This window comes from Luteibacter sp. 621 (assembly GCF_050435445.1).
In the GTDB taxonomy this organism is placed as follows: domain Bacteria; phylum Pseudomonadota; class Gammaproteobacteria; order Xanthomonadales; family Rhodanobacteraceae; genus Luteibacter.
In genome coordinates this window covers 127,770-140,881 of record NZ_JBNDKI010000006.1, presented here as the reverse complement: position 1 = coordinate 140,881, position 13,112 = coordinate 127,770, and the positions used below count along the sequence as shown (strand labels likewise).

14 protein-coding genes are annotated in these 13,112 nt (G+C 64.2%); 7 read left to right on the top strand and 7 right to left on the bottom strand.

The genetic code is table 11. The features are described 5' to 3' along the window. Positions 1-27 precede the first annotated feature (27 nt). Both ABIE56_RS09150 and ABIE56_RS09145 read right to left on the bottom strand, forming a co-directional pair. Positions 28-660, bottom strand: a complete 633-nt coding sequence (locus tag ABIE56_RS09150; protein WP_429243501.1) for an HAD hydrolase-like protein — start codon at positions 658-660, stop codon at positions 28-30. Next, the gene (locus ABIE56_RS09145) at positions 660-1,841 is read right to left on the bottom strand and encodes a phosphoglycerate kinase (RefSeq protein WP_429243500.1); all 1,182 of its coding nucleotides are present in this window, start codon (positions 1,839-1,841) and stop codon (positions 660-662) included. Before ABIE56_RS09145 ends, ABIE56_RS09150 begins: the two co-directional genes overlap by 1 nt. Before the next feature lie 81 nt (positions 1,842-1,922). Between ABIE56_RS09145 and maiA the strand changes: the two genes are divergently transcribed. After that, on the top strand, positions 1,923-2,570 hold the full coding sequence (gene maiA / locus ABIE56_RS09140; RefSeq protein ID WP_429243499.1) for a maleylacetoacetate isomerase: 648 nt from the start codon (positions 1,923-1,925) through the stop codon (positions 2,568-2,570). 94 nt (positions 2,571-2,664) lie between these two features. On the opposite strand, the gene ABIE56_RS09135 is transcribed toward maiA, so the two are convergent. Further along, positions 2,665-3,774 (bottom strand): PilT/PilU family type 4a pilus ATPase, encoded by a 1,110-nt coding sequence (locus ABIE56_RS09135; RefSeq protein WP_429243498.1) that lies wholly within the window; start codon positions 3,772-3,774, stop codon positions 2,665-2,667. A 93-nt stretch (positions 3,775-3,867) separates the two neighbouring features. Here ABIE56_RS09135 and ABIE56_RS09130 point away from each other — a divergent pair, with 93 nt between their 5' ends. From ABIE56_RS09130 to ABIE56_RS09105, 6 genes are all read left to right on the top strand, one after another. Further along, positions 3,868-4,428, top strand: a complete 561-nt coding sequence (locus ABIE56_RS09130; RefSeq protein WP_429243497.1) for a DUF4398 domain-containing protein — start codon at positions 3,868-3,870, stop codon at positions 4,426-4,428. Then, positions 4,428-5,090 carry a DUF4398 domain-containing protein gene (locus tag ABIE56_RS09125; protein ID WP_429243496.1) on the top strand — a complete coding sequence of 221 codons (663 nt, stop codon included), beginning with the start codon at positions 4,428-4,430 and terminating at the stop codon, positions 5,088-5,090. Before ABIE56_RS09130 ends, ABIE56_RS09125 begins: the two co-directional genes overlap by 1 nt. A 400-nt stretch (positions 5,091-5,490) precedes the next feature. Further along, positions 5,491-5,721 (top strand): YdcH family protein, encoded by a 231-nt coding sequence (locus ABIE56_RS09120; RefSeq protein WP_429243495.1) that lies wholly within the window; start codon positions 5,491-5,493, stop codon positions 5,719-5,721. 207 nt (positions 5,722-5,928) lie between these two features. Then, positions 5,929-7,299, top strand: coding sequence for a pyridoxal-phosphate dependent enzyme (locus ABIE56_RS09115; RefSeq protein WP_429243494.1), 1,371 nt, complete (start codon positions 5,929-5,931; stop codon positions 7,297-7,299). An 18-nt stretch (positions 7,300-7,317) separates the two neighbouring features. Beyond that, complete coding sequence (gene glmS / locus ABIE56_RS09110) at positions 7,318-9,147, top strand: glutamine--fructose-6-phosphate transaminase (isomerizing) (protein ID WP_429243493.1); 1,830 nt, start codon at positions 7,318-7,320, stop codon at positions 9,145-9,147. Positions 9,148-9,178: 31 nt separating this feature from the next. Continuing rightward, positions 9,179-9,571, top strand: a complete 393-nt coding sequence (locus ABIE56_RS09105) for a GtrA family protein (RefSeq protein WP_429243492.1) — start codon at positions 9,179-9,181, stop codon at positions 9,569-9,571. A 28-nt stretch (positions 9,572-9,599) separates the two neighbouring features. Here ABIE56_RS09105 and rfbD read toward each other — a convergent pair whose 3' ends face one another. From rfbD to rfbB, 4 genes are read right to left on the bottom strand one after another with little or no spacing between them, the layout of a single operon-like run. Beyond that, entirely contained in the window at positions 9,600-10,502 is a 903-nt protein-coding gene (gene rfbD, locus ABIE56_RS09100) for a dTDP-4-dehydrorhamnose reductase (RefSeq protein ID WP_429243491.1), read from the bottom strand. Further along, the gene (rfbC, locus tag ABIE56_RS09095) at positions 10,499-11,056 is read right to left on the bottom strand and encodes a dTDP-4-dehydrorhamnose 3,5-epimerase (RefSeq protein WP_429243490.1); all 558 of its coding nucleotides are present in this window, start codon (positions 11,054-11,056) and stop codon (positions 10,499-10,501) included. Before rfbC ends, rfbD begins: the two co-directional genes overlap by 4 nt. Beyond that, a complete protein-coding gene (gene rfbA, locus ABIE56_RS09090) occupies positions 11,053-11,940 on the bottom strand; it encodes a glucose-1-phosphate thymidylyltransferase RfbA (protein ID WP_429243489.1) in 888 nt (295 codons plus the stop codon). The genes rfbC and rfbA overlap by 4 nt, the downstream gene beginning before the upstream one ends. Continuing rightward, positions 11,937-12,980, bottom strand: a complete 1,044-nt coding sequence (rfbB, locus tag ABIE56_RS09085; protein ID WP_429243488.1) for a dTDP-glucose 4,6-dehydratase — start codon at positions 12,978-12,980, stop codon at positions 11,937-11,939. The genes rfbA and rfbB overlap by 4 nt, the downstream gene beginning before the upstream one ends. Between the last annotated feature and the right edge of the window lie 132 nt (positions 12,981-13,112).

Genomic DNA, 13,112 nt, shown 5'->3' with positions numbered 1-13,112 from the left:
CGTGTGGATAACGCCCTGGCGGGTGGGTCAGGCCAGGCTGAGAAGATCGGCGGGCTTCTCCACGATCGTCCACGCACCGGCCTGCTCGAGTTCGGCGCGATCGCCGAAGCCCCACAGGACGCCTACGCCGCGCACCTGGTTGGCGACGGCGCCTTCCATGTCGTAGCGGCGGTCGCCGATCATGAAGGTGTCACCCTCGGGATGAGCGAAGTCAGCCAGCGCAGCGGCCACCATCGCCGCCTTCTCGCTGTGGGCGCTTTCCGGGCCCGGGGCATAGACGCGATCAAATGCCTTGCCGAAGGGCAGGTGCTCAATGATGCGCTCGGCGTGGGAGCGGGTCTTGCTGGTGACTACGGCGAGCCGATCACCACGGGCGGCCAGGGCCGCGATGGCTTCCGGGATACCGTCGTACACCTGGTGCTCCGACCAGCCGATCTCGTGGAAGCGTTCGGTGTAGGCGGCAACGGCAGCCTCGACGCGCTCGACATCGCCGTTGAGCACTTCACCAAAGCTCACGCGCAGCGGCGGGCCAATCCACGAGCGCATCGTGGCATGGTCGGGCGCTTCCGCTCCGACAGCCGCCATGGAATGGCGGATGCCGGCGAAGATGCCGACCTCGGAGTCGATGATCGTGCCATCAAGGTCGAAGAGGAAAAGCATTACTTCGTGTCCGCCCGTGCCTTGAGAGCCGCCACGGCCGGCAGTTCCTTGCCTTCGAGGAACTCGAGGAACGCGCCACCGCCGGTGGAGATGTACGACACGCCATCTTCAATGCCGTACTTGTCGACGGCCGCGAGCGTGTCGCCGCCGCCGGCGATCGAGAAACCCTTCGATGCCGCGATAGCGCGGGCCAGCGTCTCGGTGCCCTTGCCGAACGCATCGAACTCGAACACGCCCACCGGGCCGTTCCACACCACGGTGCCCGCCTTGGCGATGAGCTCGGCGTAACGCTTGGCCGTGTCGGGGCCGATATCGAGGATCATGTCGTCGTCGCCGACCTGGTCCACCGCCTTCACCGTGGCCTTGGCCGTCGCCGAGAACTCGTTGGCCACGACCACGTCCGTCGGCACCGGTACTTCCGCGCCGCGGGCCTTCGCATCGGCCATGATCTTCTTTGCGGTATCGAGCAGGTCGGCTTCCACGAGCGACTTACCCACCTTGTGGCCTTCGGCCAGGATGAAGGTGTTGGCGATGCCGCCGCCCACGATCAGCTGATCGACGCGGCCGACCAGGTTCTGCAGCAGCTCGAGCTTGGTCGATACCTTGGAGCCGGCGACGATGGCGAGGAGCGGCTTGGCCGGGTTCTCCAGCGCCTTGCCGAGCGCATCGAGTTCCTTGGCGAGCAGCGGGCCAGCAGCGGCCACCGGGGCGAAACGGATCACGCCATGGGTGGACGCCTGGGCGCGGTGCGCGGTGCCAAACGCATCCATGACGAACACATCGCACAGTGCCGCGTACTTCTTCGACAGGGCCTCGTCATCCTTGCCTTCGCCCACGTTCATGCGGCAGTTCTCGAGCACCACCACTTCGCCATCGGCCACGTCCACGCCATCGAGGTAGTCGCGAACCAGGCGAACGTCCTTGCCCAGCTTCTGGCCCAGCCATTCCGCGACCGGCTTCAGCGAGGAGGCTTCATCGAACTCGCCTTCCTTCGGGCGGCCCAGGTGCGAGATGACCATGACCTTGGCACCGGCGTCGCGGGCGGCGACGATGGTGGGCAGGGAGGCATCCAGGCGCTGGGTGGACGTGATCTTGCCGTTCTCGACCGGCACGTTCAGGTCTTCGCGGATCAGGACGCGCTTGCCGCGCAGGTCGAGGTCTTGCATGCGGATGACGGACACGGTGGGGCTCCAGCTGTGATGACAGGGAAACCCCAATTGTAGCGTCCCGGCTAGAATCGGCGGACCCACGAAGGAACCCGCATGGCCCTCGCCCTCTATAGCTATTGGCGCTCCAGCGCCGCCTATCGCATCCGTATCGCCCTGAATCTAAAGGGCCTTGCGTACGAGACGCGCCCCGTGCACCTGCTGAACGATGGGGGCGAGCACCTGAAGCCCGGCTATCGCGAGGTTTCGCCGCAGGGGCAGCTGCCTACCCTGGTGGATGGGGACTTCGTGGTCCGCCAGTCCATGGCGATCCTGGAATATCTGGAAGAGACGCGGCCGACGCCTGCGTTGCTGCCGGCCGATCCGCGACACCGGGCGCGGGTTCGCGAGCTCGCCCTGGCCGTGGGCACGGATATTCACCCGCTGGGTAACCTGCGTGTGCTGAAGGAAATCGAGGGGCGCTTTGGTGCAGACCAGGCGGCGAAGGCGGCCTGGAGCCGGCGCTGGATCGGGCAGGGCTTTGACGGGATCGAGGCGCTGCTGGCCCAGGGCCCGCGCGGCACGTTCTGCTGGGGCGATACGCCGACCATCGCGGATGCCTGCCTGGTGCCGCAGTTCTACAACGCGGTGCGCTGGGAGCTGGACCTGGGGCCGTATCCGCTGATCCGGCGGGTGGTGGATAACTGCCAGGCGCTGGCGGCGTTTCAGGCGGCGGCACCGGAGGCGCAGCCGGACGCACCGTGAAAAGCATCGCGCGCAAGCGCGCTCCTACAGGGACCGGCGCAGGTCTTGTGTAGGAGCGCGCTTGCGCGCGATAGCCAACGAAGCGGTTTAGCGGTTAAACGCCGATGCCGTACGGATCGCTCGAGGCAAACTCATTGCCCGTCGCGCCCTCGGAAAGGCGGATCTTCAACGCCAGGCCATCACGCGAATCGGCCTTGTTAAGGCATTCCTCGAGCGTGATCTTGCCTTCCTTGTACAGCCGGTAGAGCGACTGGTCGAAGGTCTGCATGCCTTCCTGCAGGCTGCGATCCATGGCGTCCTTCACCTCGTGGATCTGGCCGCGGCGAATCATGTCGCGGATCAGCGGGGTGTTGAGCAGTACCTCGGTGGCCGGCATGCGGCGGCCATCCTTGCCCAGCACCAGGCGCTGGCTGATCACCGCGCGCAGGTTCAGGGCCAGGTTCATCAGCACGTTCTTGTGTGCCGACTCCGGGAAGAAGTTGAGGATGCGCTCGAGCGTCTGGTCGGCGTTGTTCGAATGCAGGGTGGCCAGGCAGAGGTGGCCCGTCTCCGAGAAGGAGATGGCGGCTTCCATGGTCTCCGTGTCGCGAATTTCGCCGATCATGATGACATCCGGCGCCTCACGCATCGCGTTCTTCAGCGCCTCGTGGTAGCTGTGGGTATCCAGGCCCACCTCGCGCTGGTTCACGATGGAGCGCTTATGCCGGTGCAGGTATTCGATCGGATCCTCGATGGTGAGGATGTGGCCCGAGCTATTGGTGTTGCGGTGGTCGAGCATGGCCGCCAGGGTGGTCGACTTGCCCGAGCCGGTAGCGCCCACCACCAGGATGAGGCCGCGCGGCTCCATGATCAGGTCGCGGAAAATACCCGGCAGCTGCAGCTCTTCCAGCGAGGGAATCTCGCTCTTGATCGCACGGATAACCATGCCGATCTCGCCGCGCTGCTTGAACACGTTGATACGGAAGCGGCCGGCTTCCTTCACGGCCAGGGCCATGTTCAGCTCAAGGTCGCGCTCGAACTGGGGCACCTGGCCTTCGTCCATGAGGGAATAGGCGATCTTCTTGACCATGCCGCTGGGCAGGCCCGTGTTACCAAGCGGGTAAAGCTTGCCCTCAACCTTGATGTTCACAGGGGCACCGGTCGTCAGGAACATGTCCGACGCGCCCTTGTCCACCATCAGTTTCAGGAAATAACCGATATCCACCTAAACCCCCGTTGGTTCGCATTACAATCGAGACGACGGTCTCCCGACCTTCTATATCGACAATATCTCGCAAAGCTGTAAGAGGAACGAGTGATGGTGCACAACTTGCCGTCGAACGCCCTGCTGAAGGGCCGCCGGCTCCTTGCCCAGGCCGCTCTGGCCCTGGCTTTCGCCACCGTGGCTGGCTGCGCAAGCACGCCCCCGCCAGATGGATCCATGAACCAGGCCCTGGCCCAGCTACAGGCCGCTCGCGATGCCGGCGCTGCCGATTACGCGCCGGTTGACCTTGATTATGCCCAAAGCAAGTTCCGCCAGGCGCAGGCGGCCATGGCATCGAAGAAATATGACGAGGCGTCGGTGCTCGCCGATGAATCGCGTGCGGATAGCGAACTGGCACGGGCCAAGGCCCGCCTGGGCGCCGCCCGCGCCCAGAACTCGGCCAAGAGTAAGGAAAACGCGCAGATGCGCGTCGAAATGATCGACAACCACCAGAACGATACGGTGCCCATCCCGAACAACGTGCAGGAAACCGAATCGGTCCTGCCGGAAGCCACGGATACCACCCCGCCGCCGGTCGGTGGCCAGACGCAGCCGTTGAACGACAACGGTAATGGCTATATCCAGCCGCAGCCGAACAACCAGGGAGGCCAGTGATGAAGCGTTACACGATCCTCCTCTCCGCCCTGGCGCTGGCCGTATCGGCCGGTACGGCCATGGCCGCTACCGACGACCTCGATGTTCGCCGCCTGAACACGAGCCTGGACCAGCTTTCGACCGATCCCACCCTTGGCAGCTACGCGCAGGCCGAACAGGCGCGGGCTCGCGAAGCCATCAGCCAGATGGCCCAGTTCAAGCCCAAGGACAAGGAGCACGCGCACTACCTGTACGTGGCTGAGCGCCGTGTCGATATCGCCAAGGCCATGGCCCAGTTCCAGGATGCCCAGGCCAAGGGCGCGCAGCTCGATCGCGAGCACGATGCCATCCTGCTGGAAGCCAGCCGCCTCGACACCGAGATGGCCCGCCGCCAGCTGGAACAGCAGCGCCAGCAGAACCAGATGATCCAGGAAGAGGCCGCCCGCCTGCAGCAGCAGGGCGTGGAGTACTCGCAGGCCCTGGAGCAGGCCAAGGCCGAGGGCGACAAGGCCCGCCAGGTGGCCGCCGCGCAGGCCAAGGTGGCCAACGCCGCCAAGAAGCAGGCCGCCCTGGCCGAGGCTGCCGCGCGTGCCATGCGCGACATGAACTCCTCCGATGGTGGCGCCCCGGCCAATACGCCGGCCACGGGGTCGTCCAAGAAGAAGTCGTCGGGCGGTAACTAAGGCTGCCGTCTCGCCGCCCTGTAGGTGATCGCGCGCAAGCGCGCTCCTACAGGGGGGCGGTGATTCTGCAGGGGCGTGCTCGCACGCGATGGCGGCCAACGGCCGCCGCCCTCCAGCCGCTCGCGGAGGGCCATTTTCCTGCCGTGTAAACCGTTGCCCATGCAACCGTTTTTGCACGCGTTTTTGCGAATTTTCGCTCTTGCAGCCCCCGGAACAGGGGAGTAGGTTGAACTTCCCGTCACGTGAAAAACACGAGGCGGGTTCCTGCCGGAGCATGCGTTGAAGTTCACCAGGCACGCCCATCGCGAACCATCCGTTACCCGATGCAGCGCCGTGCCCGCATGGCTCCCCTCACGACCGTCCCGTGCCACGGGGCGGCCCCAACGCGAGGAGATCTGCAATGTTCGAAAACCAGCAGCATGACGACGTCGAGAAGTTCATCCATGCCAGCGCCGACACCCGTCGTCTCTATTCCCAACATCAGGAACTGAACAAGAAGCTCGAGGAAGCGGGCCGCGGTTGTCTACCGCTAAGCGACCGGGACCTCACCCAGATGAAGCGGGATAAGCTGCACGCGAAAGAGAAGCTCGAACGAATGTGGGAATCCTGGCAAGCCTCACGGCCACACTGAGGCCATCCACCGGTACAGGAAAGGGCGCGCATGTCGCGCCCTTTTTGTTGCGTGGCAAAAAGGAACCGGCTGCCGAATGAGCGGTCTCGCATACATCGTTTCGCCGTAGCCTGAACAGCGGGGGATCGAACGGGCGGATCACCCACTAGAATGGGCGCCCATCGGGTGGGGTCGAAGGGGCCCTGCCGGCAAAACCACGGAGTTCCAATGAAGGTTCATGACAGCGTCCTCGATCTGATCGGCCGCACCCCCATGGTGCGGGCCCAGCACCTGGATACCGGCTGTTGCGAGCTGTTCCTCAAGCTGGAAAGCGCCAACCCGGGCGGTTCGGTGAAGGATCGCATCGGCATGTCGATGATCGAAGGCGCCGAGCGCGCCGGAAAGATCAAGCCCGGCGATACGCTGGTGGAAGGCACGGCCGGTAACACGGGCCTCGGCCTGGCCCTTGTCGCCCAGCAGAAGGGCTACCGCCTGATCCTGGTCGTCCCCGACAAGATGAGCCGCGAGAAGATCTTCAACCTGAAAGCCATGGGTGCCGAAGTGGTGCTCACCCGTTCGGACGTGGCCAAGGGCCACCCCGAGTACTACCAGGACATGGCCGAGCGCATCGCGCGCGAAACGCCGGGTGCGTACTTCATCAACCAGTTCGGCAACCCAGATAACCCGCTGGCCCACGTGCAGACCACGGGGCCGGAAATCCTCGACCAGCTCGATGGAAAGGTCGATGCGATCGTCGTGGGTTGCGGCTCCTCCGGCACCATGAGTGGCCTCACCGCCTACCTGCGTGAGCACTCGCCGGATACCAAAATCATCCTGGCCGATCCGGTCGGCTCGATCCTGGCGCAGTACATCAACGAAGGCACGCTCTCGGAGAAGTCCGGCTCGTGGATGGTCGAAGGCATCGGTGAGGATTTCCTGCCGTCCATCAGCGATTTCTCCATGGTTGAGAAAGCCTTTGCGATCACCGACAAGGAAAGCTTCCTTGCCGCGCGCGAGCTACTGGCGAAGGAGGGCGTGTTGGGTGGTTCCTCGACGGGTACCCTGCTCTCGGCCGCGCTGAAGTATTGCCGCGAACAGACCACGCCCAAGCGTGTCGTCACGCTCGTCTGCGATACGGGTAACAAGTACCTGTCGAAGATGTACAACGATTACTGGATGCTCGATAACGGCTTTATCGAGCGCGAGCACTACGGCGACCTGCGCGACCTTATCCTGCGCCCGTATGCCCGGCGCGATACCGTGGTAGTCAAGCCGGAAGACATGCTGGTGACCGCCTACAACCGCATGAAGCTCTACGATGTCTCGCAGCTGCCGGTGATGGAGGGCGATCGCATCGTCGGTATCCTCGATGAATCCGACGTGCTCCTGCACGTGCATGCGGACGAAACCCGGTTCCGTGATCCGGTCTCCACGGCCATGATCGCTTCCCCGGAGATGATCCAGGTCACCTCGTCCATCGAGTCGCTGATGTCTGTCTTCGAAAAAGGCCACGTCGCCATCGTGGTCGATGGTGAGCAGTTCCTCGGGTTGATCACGCGCATCGACCTGCTCAACTACCTGCGTCGCAAGGTCAATTAAGGATCAAGGGGAAAGACCATGTGTGGAATCGTTGCTGCCGTTGCACAGCGTGACATTGCGCCTATCCTGATCGCGGGCCTGAAGGCCCTGGAATACCGCGGCTACGACTCTGCGGGCATGGCCATTGCCGACGAGGGCGAAATCCGCCGCGTGCGTGCCAAGGGCAAGGTGCGCGAGATGGAGGCGTTGTACGACGCCGATCCCATTCCCGGTGGCACGGGTATCGCGCACACGCGCTGGGCAACGCATGGCGTGCCTAGCGAGGTGAACGCCCACCCGCACGTCCAGGGCCGGATCGCCATCGTGCACAACGGCATCATCGAGAACTACGCCAGCCTGCGTGAGAACCTGCAGGGCAAGGGTCGCACCTTCCATTCGCAGACCGATACCGAGGTCATGGGTGCGGTGATCGACGAGCACGTGCAGGCGGGCAAGTCCCTGCGCGATGCCGTCACCGCCGCCGTGCGTGAGCTCGAAGGCGCCTACGCTATCGCGGTCATGAGCCTGGATGAGCCTGGCCGTATCGTCGGTGCCCGTCGCGGCTGCCCGCTGCTGGTTGGCATCGGCATTGGCGAACACTTCCTTGGCTCCGATGCGCAGGCGCTCATCAAGGTCACGAACAGGATGATGTACCTGGAAGAGGACGACATCGTCGAGATCACCCGCAGTGGTGTCGAGGTGTTCGATATCCAGGGCAATCCCGTCGATCGCGCCGCGCATGAAAGCGAAATCAGCGCCGATGCCGTGGAGCGTGGCGAGTACCGCCACTACATGCAGAAGGAAATCTTCGAGCAGCCGCGTGCCGTGGCCGACACGTTGGAAGGCCGCATTGGTCCGCATGGTGTGTTGCCCAACATCTTCGGCATCGATGCGGATCCCATCCTCGACAAGACCCGCGCCGTCCATATTGTGGCGTGCGGCACCAGCTACCACGCGGGTATGGTCGCGAAGTACTGGATCGAAGAGCTCGCGCGCATTCCGGTCGTCGTCGAAGTCGCGAGCGAGTATCGGTACCGTGACGTCGTAGTCCCCGAGGACACGCTGTTCGTTGCCGTTTCGCAGTCAGGCGAAACCGCCGATACGCTGGCCGCCATGCGCGAATCGCGCCGTCGCGGCTACCTGGCTACGTTCGCGATCTGCAACGTGCCCGAATCCTCGGTGGTGCGCGAATCCGATCTGCGCCTGATGACCCGCGCGGGCCCGGAAATCGGCGTGGCCTCGACCAAGGCCTTTACCACGCAGCTGGCCGCGTTCGCGCTGCTGGCGCTGGACCTGGGCCGCCGTCGCGGCCTGAATCACCAGACCTACCTGGATCACTGCCAGGAGCTACAGTCGCTTCCGCGCTACATCGAAAACGCGCTGAAGAGTGAAGAGGAGATCATTCGCATCGCCGATCACTTCATCAACAAGCAGCACGCACTGTTCCTTGGCCGTGGCGCCCAGTACCCGGTGGCACTGGAAGGTTCGCTCAAGCTCAAGGAAATCTCGTACATCCACGCCGAGGCTTACCCGGCCGGTGAGCTCAAGCACGGCCCGCTGGCGCTGGTGGACGAGAACATGCCCATCGTGGCGGTGGCGCCCAATGGCCCCCTGCTCGACAAGCTGAAATCCAACCTGCAGGAGGTACGCGCGCGCGGCGGCGAGCTGATCGTGTTCGCGGATGAGCGCGTGGAGATGGATACCGACACCGAGCGCTTGGCGACAGTGCTGGTGGATGGCGGTGGCGACCTCATTGCGCCGGCGGTGTTTACGGTGCCCATGCAGTTGCTGGCTTACCACGTGGCCGTGCTGCGTGGTACGGATGTAGACCAGCCGCGTAACCTGGCCAAGTCGGTGACGGTGGAGTGAGCGTGTTGCAGATGTCGTTGGAAGGTGTGCTTTGAAGCGTCAGTTAGCGTCGTTCGCCATCGCAGGTGCAGCCGGTTTCGTCGTGGATGCGGGCATCCTGTACGCCGCGCTCGCCTGCGGGCTGGGGCCGTTCTGGGGTAGGGCGATTTCGTACCTGTGTGCGATCTTCACCACATGGGTTATCAACCGCACCATTACGTTCCGGCCGCCGGAGGGCCGTGGGTTGCTGGCAGAGTTTGCCCACTACCTGGCGGCGACATCGGTGGGGGCCGTCGCCAACTACGGTGTCTACAGCGCCGCCATCCTGGTGTTGCCGCATGCCGTGTGGGCCCCCTTGTTCGCCGTGGCGGCGGGCGTGGGGGTAGGCATGGTGTTCAACTTCGTCACGGCGAAGTTCTGGGTGTTCCGGCACCGCGAAGGGTAATGGCCGCGGGCGCGTACGGCGCCCGCGACTACGCGATGGCGCCCAGTGGCGCCATCACCCGTTCAAGCTCATCGGCCCAATCGGGTAACTGGAGCGAAAACGCTGCCTGTGTGCGCTGCGTATCCAGAAGCGACCAGGCTGGTCGCTGGGCGGGCGTGGGGAAATCCGCGGTGCCGACGGGCACCACAGGAACCGCGCGGCGCAGCGCCCCGAGCGTCGCCGCGTGATGCACGATGCCGCTCGCGAACCCATGCCACGTCGTACCGCCGGTGGTCGTCAGGTGATACACACCCTGGCGCTCGTCATCCATGGTTCGCCAATTGGCTGCTATGCGCGCGGTGGCGTCCGCCAGTAAGGGGGCGCTGGTCGGCGAGCCATGCTGGTCGGCCACCACGCGCAGTTCGTCTCGCTCGGCGGCCAGGCGCAGCATGGTGGTGAGGAAGTTGCGGCCATGCAGGCTGTAGACCCACGCCGTGCGCAGGATGAGGTGTGCCGCGCCGCTTGCCGCCAGCGCCTGCTCGCCGGCGAGCTTGGTTTTGCCGTAGGCATTGATCGGCCCGGTCGGGTCGGTTTCGACGCGGGGGCGGGGTTCCTTACCGGCGAACACGTAATCCGTGGAGTAGTGGATAACGCCCGCGCCCGTTGCCGATGCGACATCGCCAAGCACCGCAGGCAACTCCTCGTTGAGCATGCTGGCGGCGGCCAGATCAGTCTCCGCGGCATCGACGGCGGTGTAGGCCGCGGCATTCACGATAAGCGACGGGCGGGTGGCGCGTAGCAGTTCACGAACATCAGCCGCATTCGCCAGGTCGCAGGCGATATCGCTGTCACGGCCAGCGCGCGTCGCGACAGTCAGTGGGCCAAGCGGCGCAAGCGTAGCCCGCAAATACGAACCGAGCTGGCCATCACCGCCAAGCAGCAGGGTGGTCACGCCACGTAGTCCGGGAGCCGCTCGCGGGCAACATCGGCAAAGAACGGCGCCTTCTTGTCCTTTTCCGACAGCTCCGGGTGGCTCAGCGGCCAGTCGATCGCAAACAGCGCATCATCCCAGCGTATGGCGGCATCGGCGGCGCGATCGTAGGCCGTCGTGCACTGGTAGGTGAACGTGGCGAACTCCGAGACGACGCAGAAGCCATGCGCGTAGCCCGGCGGGATCCACAGGTGTCGCTTGTTGTCGGCCGATAGCATGGCGCCTACGTAGCGGCCGAACGTCGGCGAATCCGGGCGGATATCCACGGCCACGTCGTAGACCTCGCCCTCAAGCACGCTCACCAACTTGCCTTGTGGATTGGGCCACTGGTAATGCAGGCCGCGCAGCACACCGCGGCTGGAGCGCGACACATTGGATTGCACGAAGGTGGCATCGATCCCGGCGGCGGCGAAGCGCGCCTGGTTGAAACCCTCGTAGAAAAAGCCGCGCTCATCGCCGAACACCGCCGGCTCGATCAGGATGACGCCGGGCAGTTCGGTTTCATGACACTTCATCGGCCCGGCCCCTGTTCGGCGAGGCGTAGCAGGTATTGCCCATAGCCTATCTTGGCAAGCGGGGCGGCAAGCACCTCCAGCTGTTGCCGGTCGATCCAGCCGCTGACGAAGGCGATCTCCTCGGGGCAGCAGATCTTCAAACCCTGGCGGTTCTCAATGGTCTGGATGTAATTGCCGGCTTCCATCAGCGATTCGTGGGTACCCGTATCAAGCCACGCATGGCCGCGGCCGAGTTGTTCCATGTGCAGCAGCCCATCGCGCAGGTAGCGACGGTTGAGATCAGTAATTTCCAGTTCGCCGCGGGGGGAGGGCGCCAGTTCCGCGGCGTAATCCGGGGCGTGCGCATCGTAAAAGTAAAGGCCGGTCACGGCGAAGTTCGAGCGCGGGTGCGCTGGTTTTTCTTCGATATCGATGACCCGTCCATCGGCATCGAACGACGCCACGCCGTAACGCTCGGGATCTTTCACCTGGTAGCCGAACACTGTGGCGCCTTGTTCGCGCGCGGAGGCCCGGCGCATCCGCTCAATCAGGCCATCGCCGTTGAAGATGTTATCGCCCAGCACGAGCGTGGACGGTGCGCCGTCGAGGAACTCGCGCCCGATCAGGAAGGCCTGGGCCAGGCCATCGGGCGAAGGCTGCACTTCATAATGGATGGAGATGCCCCACTGCGAGCCATCGCCCAGCAGGCGCTGGAACATGTGTTGCTCATGGGGCGTATTGATAATCAGGATGTCGCGGATGCCGGCGAGCATGAGTGTCGCCAGCGGGTAATAGATCATGGGTTTGTCGTACACCGGCAGGAGCTGCTTGCTCACCGCCTGGGTGATCGGGTGCAGCCGGGTGCCTGCGCCACCAGCCAGGACAATACCTTTGCGTGCTTTCATGCGCCGAGCCGCTCCATGCGGTAGCTGCCATCCAGTATGCCGCTGACCCAGGGTTGGTTGGCCAGGTACCAATCCACGGTCCGCGCGAGGCCACCGGCAAAATCGTGGCGTGGGCGCCAGCCGAGTTCGTCGCGGATCTTGCTCGCGTCGATGGCGTAACGGCGGTCGTGGCCCGGTCGGTCGCGCACGTAGCGCACGAGTTCACGGCGCGGGCGCACGGCGGGCATCCGGGTATCGAGCAGGTCGCAAATAGCGTGGACCACATCAATATTCATGCGCTCGCTATCGCCCCCCACGTTATAGGTCTCGCCGACGCGGCCGCGGGCGAGCACCGCGAAGATGGCCTCGCAGTGGTCTCCCACGAACAGCCAGTCACGGATGTTGCGGCCATCGCCGTACACAGGCAGTTCCTCGCCGGCCATGGCTTTCTGCAATACCAGGGGAATCAGCTTCTCGGGAAACTGCCAGGGCCCGTAGTTATTCGAGCAATTCGTGGTCAAGGTCGGCAATCCATAGGTGTGGTGGAAAGCGCGGACCAGGTGGTCCGACGCGGCCTTGCTCGCCGAGTAGGGTGAGTTGGGCGCGTACGGTGTGTGTTCGGTAAAGCGGCCTTCGTTGCCGAGCGAGCCGTACACCTCATCAGTGGATACGTGCAGAAAGCGGAAGGCTTCCGCCTCTGGCTGCGGCAGGCTCGCGAAATGCTCACGCGCCGCCTCTAGCAGGGCCAGCGTGCCGTTCACATTGGTCTGGACAAAGGCGGCGGGTCCGTCGATCGAGCGATCGACGTGGGATTCCGCGGCGAAATTGATGACGGCAGCAGGGCGGTGCTGGCGCAGCAGTTCGGCGACGAGGGCCTTGTCGCCGATGTCGCCGTGGACGAAGTGGTGGTCTCCGGGGCCGTTGAGACCAGCGAGAGTGGCCAGATTGCCCGCGTAGGTCAGCTTATCCAGGTTAACAACACGATGACCGGCGTTCGTGGCCAGATGAACGAAGTTGCCGCCAATGAAGCCGGCGCCACCGGTGACTAGCAGAGTATCCATGGAAAGCCCTGTGACCTGGCCACGGCATTGCGGCAAGGAGCCGCCGAATTATGACCGAAGGGGGTGGGGGCGCGCCAAGGCACTTAAATGAATGAGACTTCAGCCGCTTTCGGAACTCGGGCCCGGCGAAAC

Excerpts from the sequence above, each read along its gene's own strand:
- ABIE56_RS09150 (WP_429243501.1), bottom strand. The coding sequence starts at position 660 with ATGCTTTTCCTCTTCGACCTTGATGGCACGATCATCGACTCCGAGGTC.
- maiA (WP_429243499.1), top strand. The coding sequence starts at position 1,923 with ATGGCCCTCGCCCTCTATAGCTATTGGCGCTCCAGCGCCGCCTATCGC.
- ABIE56_RS09130 (WP_429243497.1), top strand. The coding sequence starts at position 3,868 with ATGGTGCACAACTTGCCGTCGAACGCCCTGCTGAAGGGCCGCCGGCTC.
- ABIE56_RS09125 (WP_429243496.1), top strand. The coding sequence starts at position 4,428 with ATGAAGCGTTACACGATCCTCCTCTCCGCCCTGGCGCTGGCCGTATCG.
- ABIE56_RS09120 (WP_429243495.1), top strand. The coding sequence starts at position 5,491 with ATGTTCGAAAACCAGCAGCATGACGACGTCGAGAAGTTCATCCATGCC.
- ABIE56_RS09115 (WP_429243494.1), top strand. The coding sequence starts at position 5,929 with ATGAAGGTTCATGACAGCGTCCTCGATCTGATCGGCCGCACCCCCATG.
- glmS (WP_429243493.1), top strand. The coding sequence starts at position 7,318 with ATGTGTGGAATCGTTGCTGCCGTTGCACAGCGTGACATTGCGCCTATC.
- rfbC (WP_429243490.1), bottom strand. The coding sequence starts at position 11,056 with ATGAAGTGTCATGAAACCGAACTGCCCGGCGTCATCCTGATCGAGCCG.
- rfbA (WP_429243489.1), bottom strand. The coding sequence starts at position 11,940 with ATGAAAGCACGCAAAGGTATTGTCCTGGCTGGTGGCGCAGGCACCCGG.
- rfbB (WP_429243488.1), bottom strand. The coding sequence starts at position 12,980 with ATGGATACTCTGCTAGTCACCGGTGGCGCCGGCTTCATTGGCGGCAAC.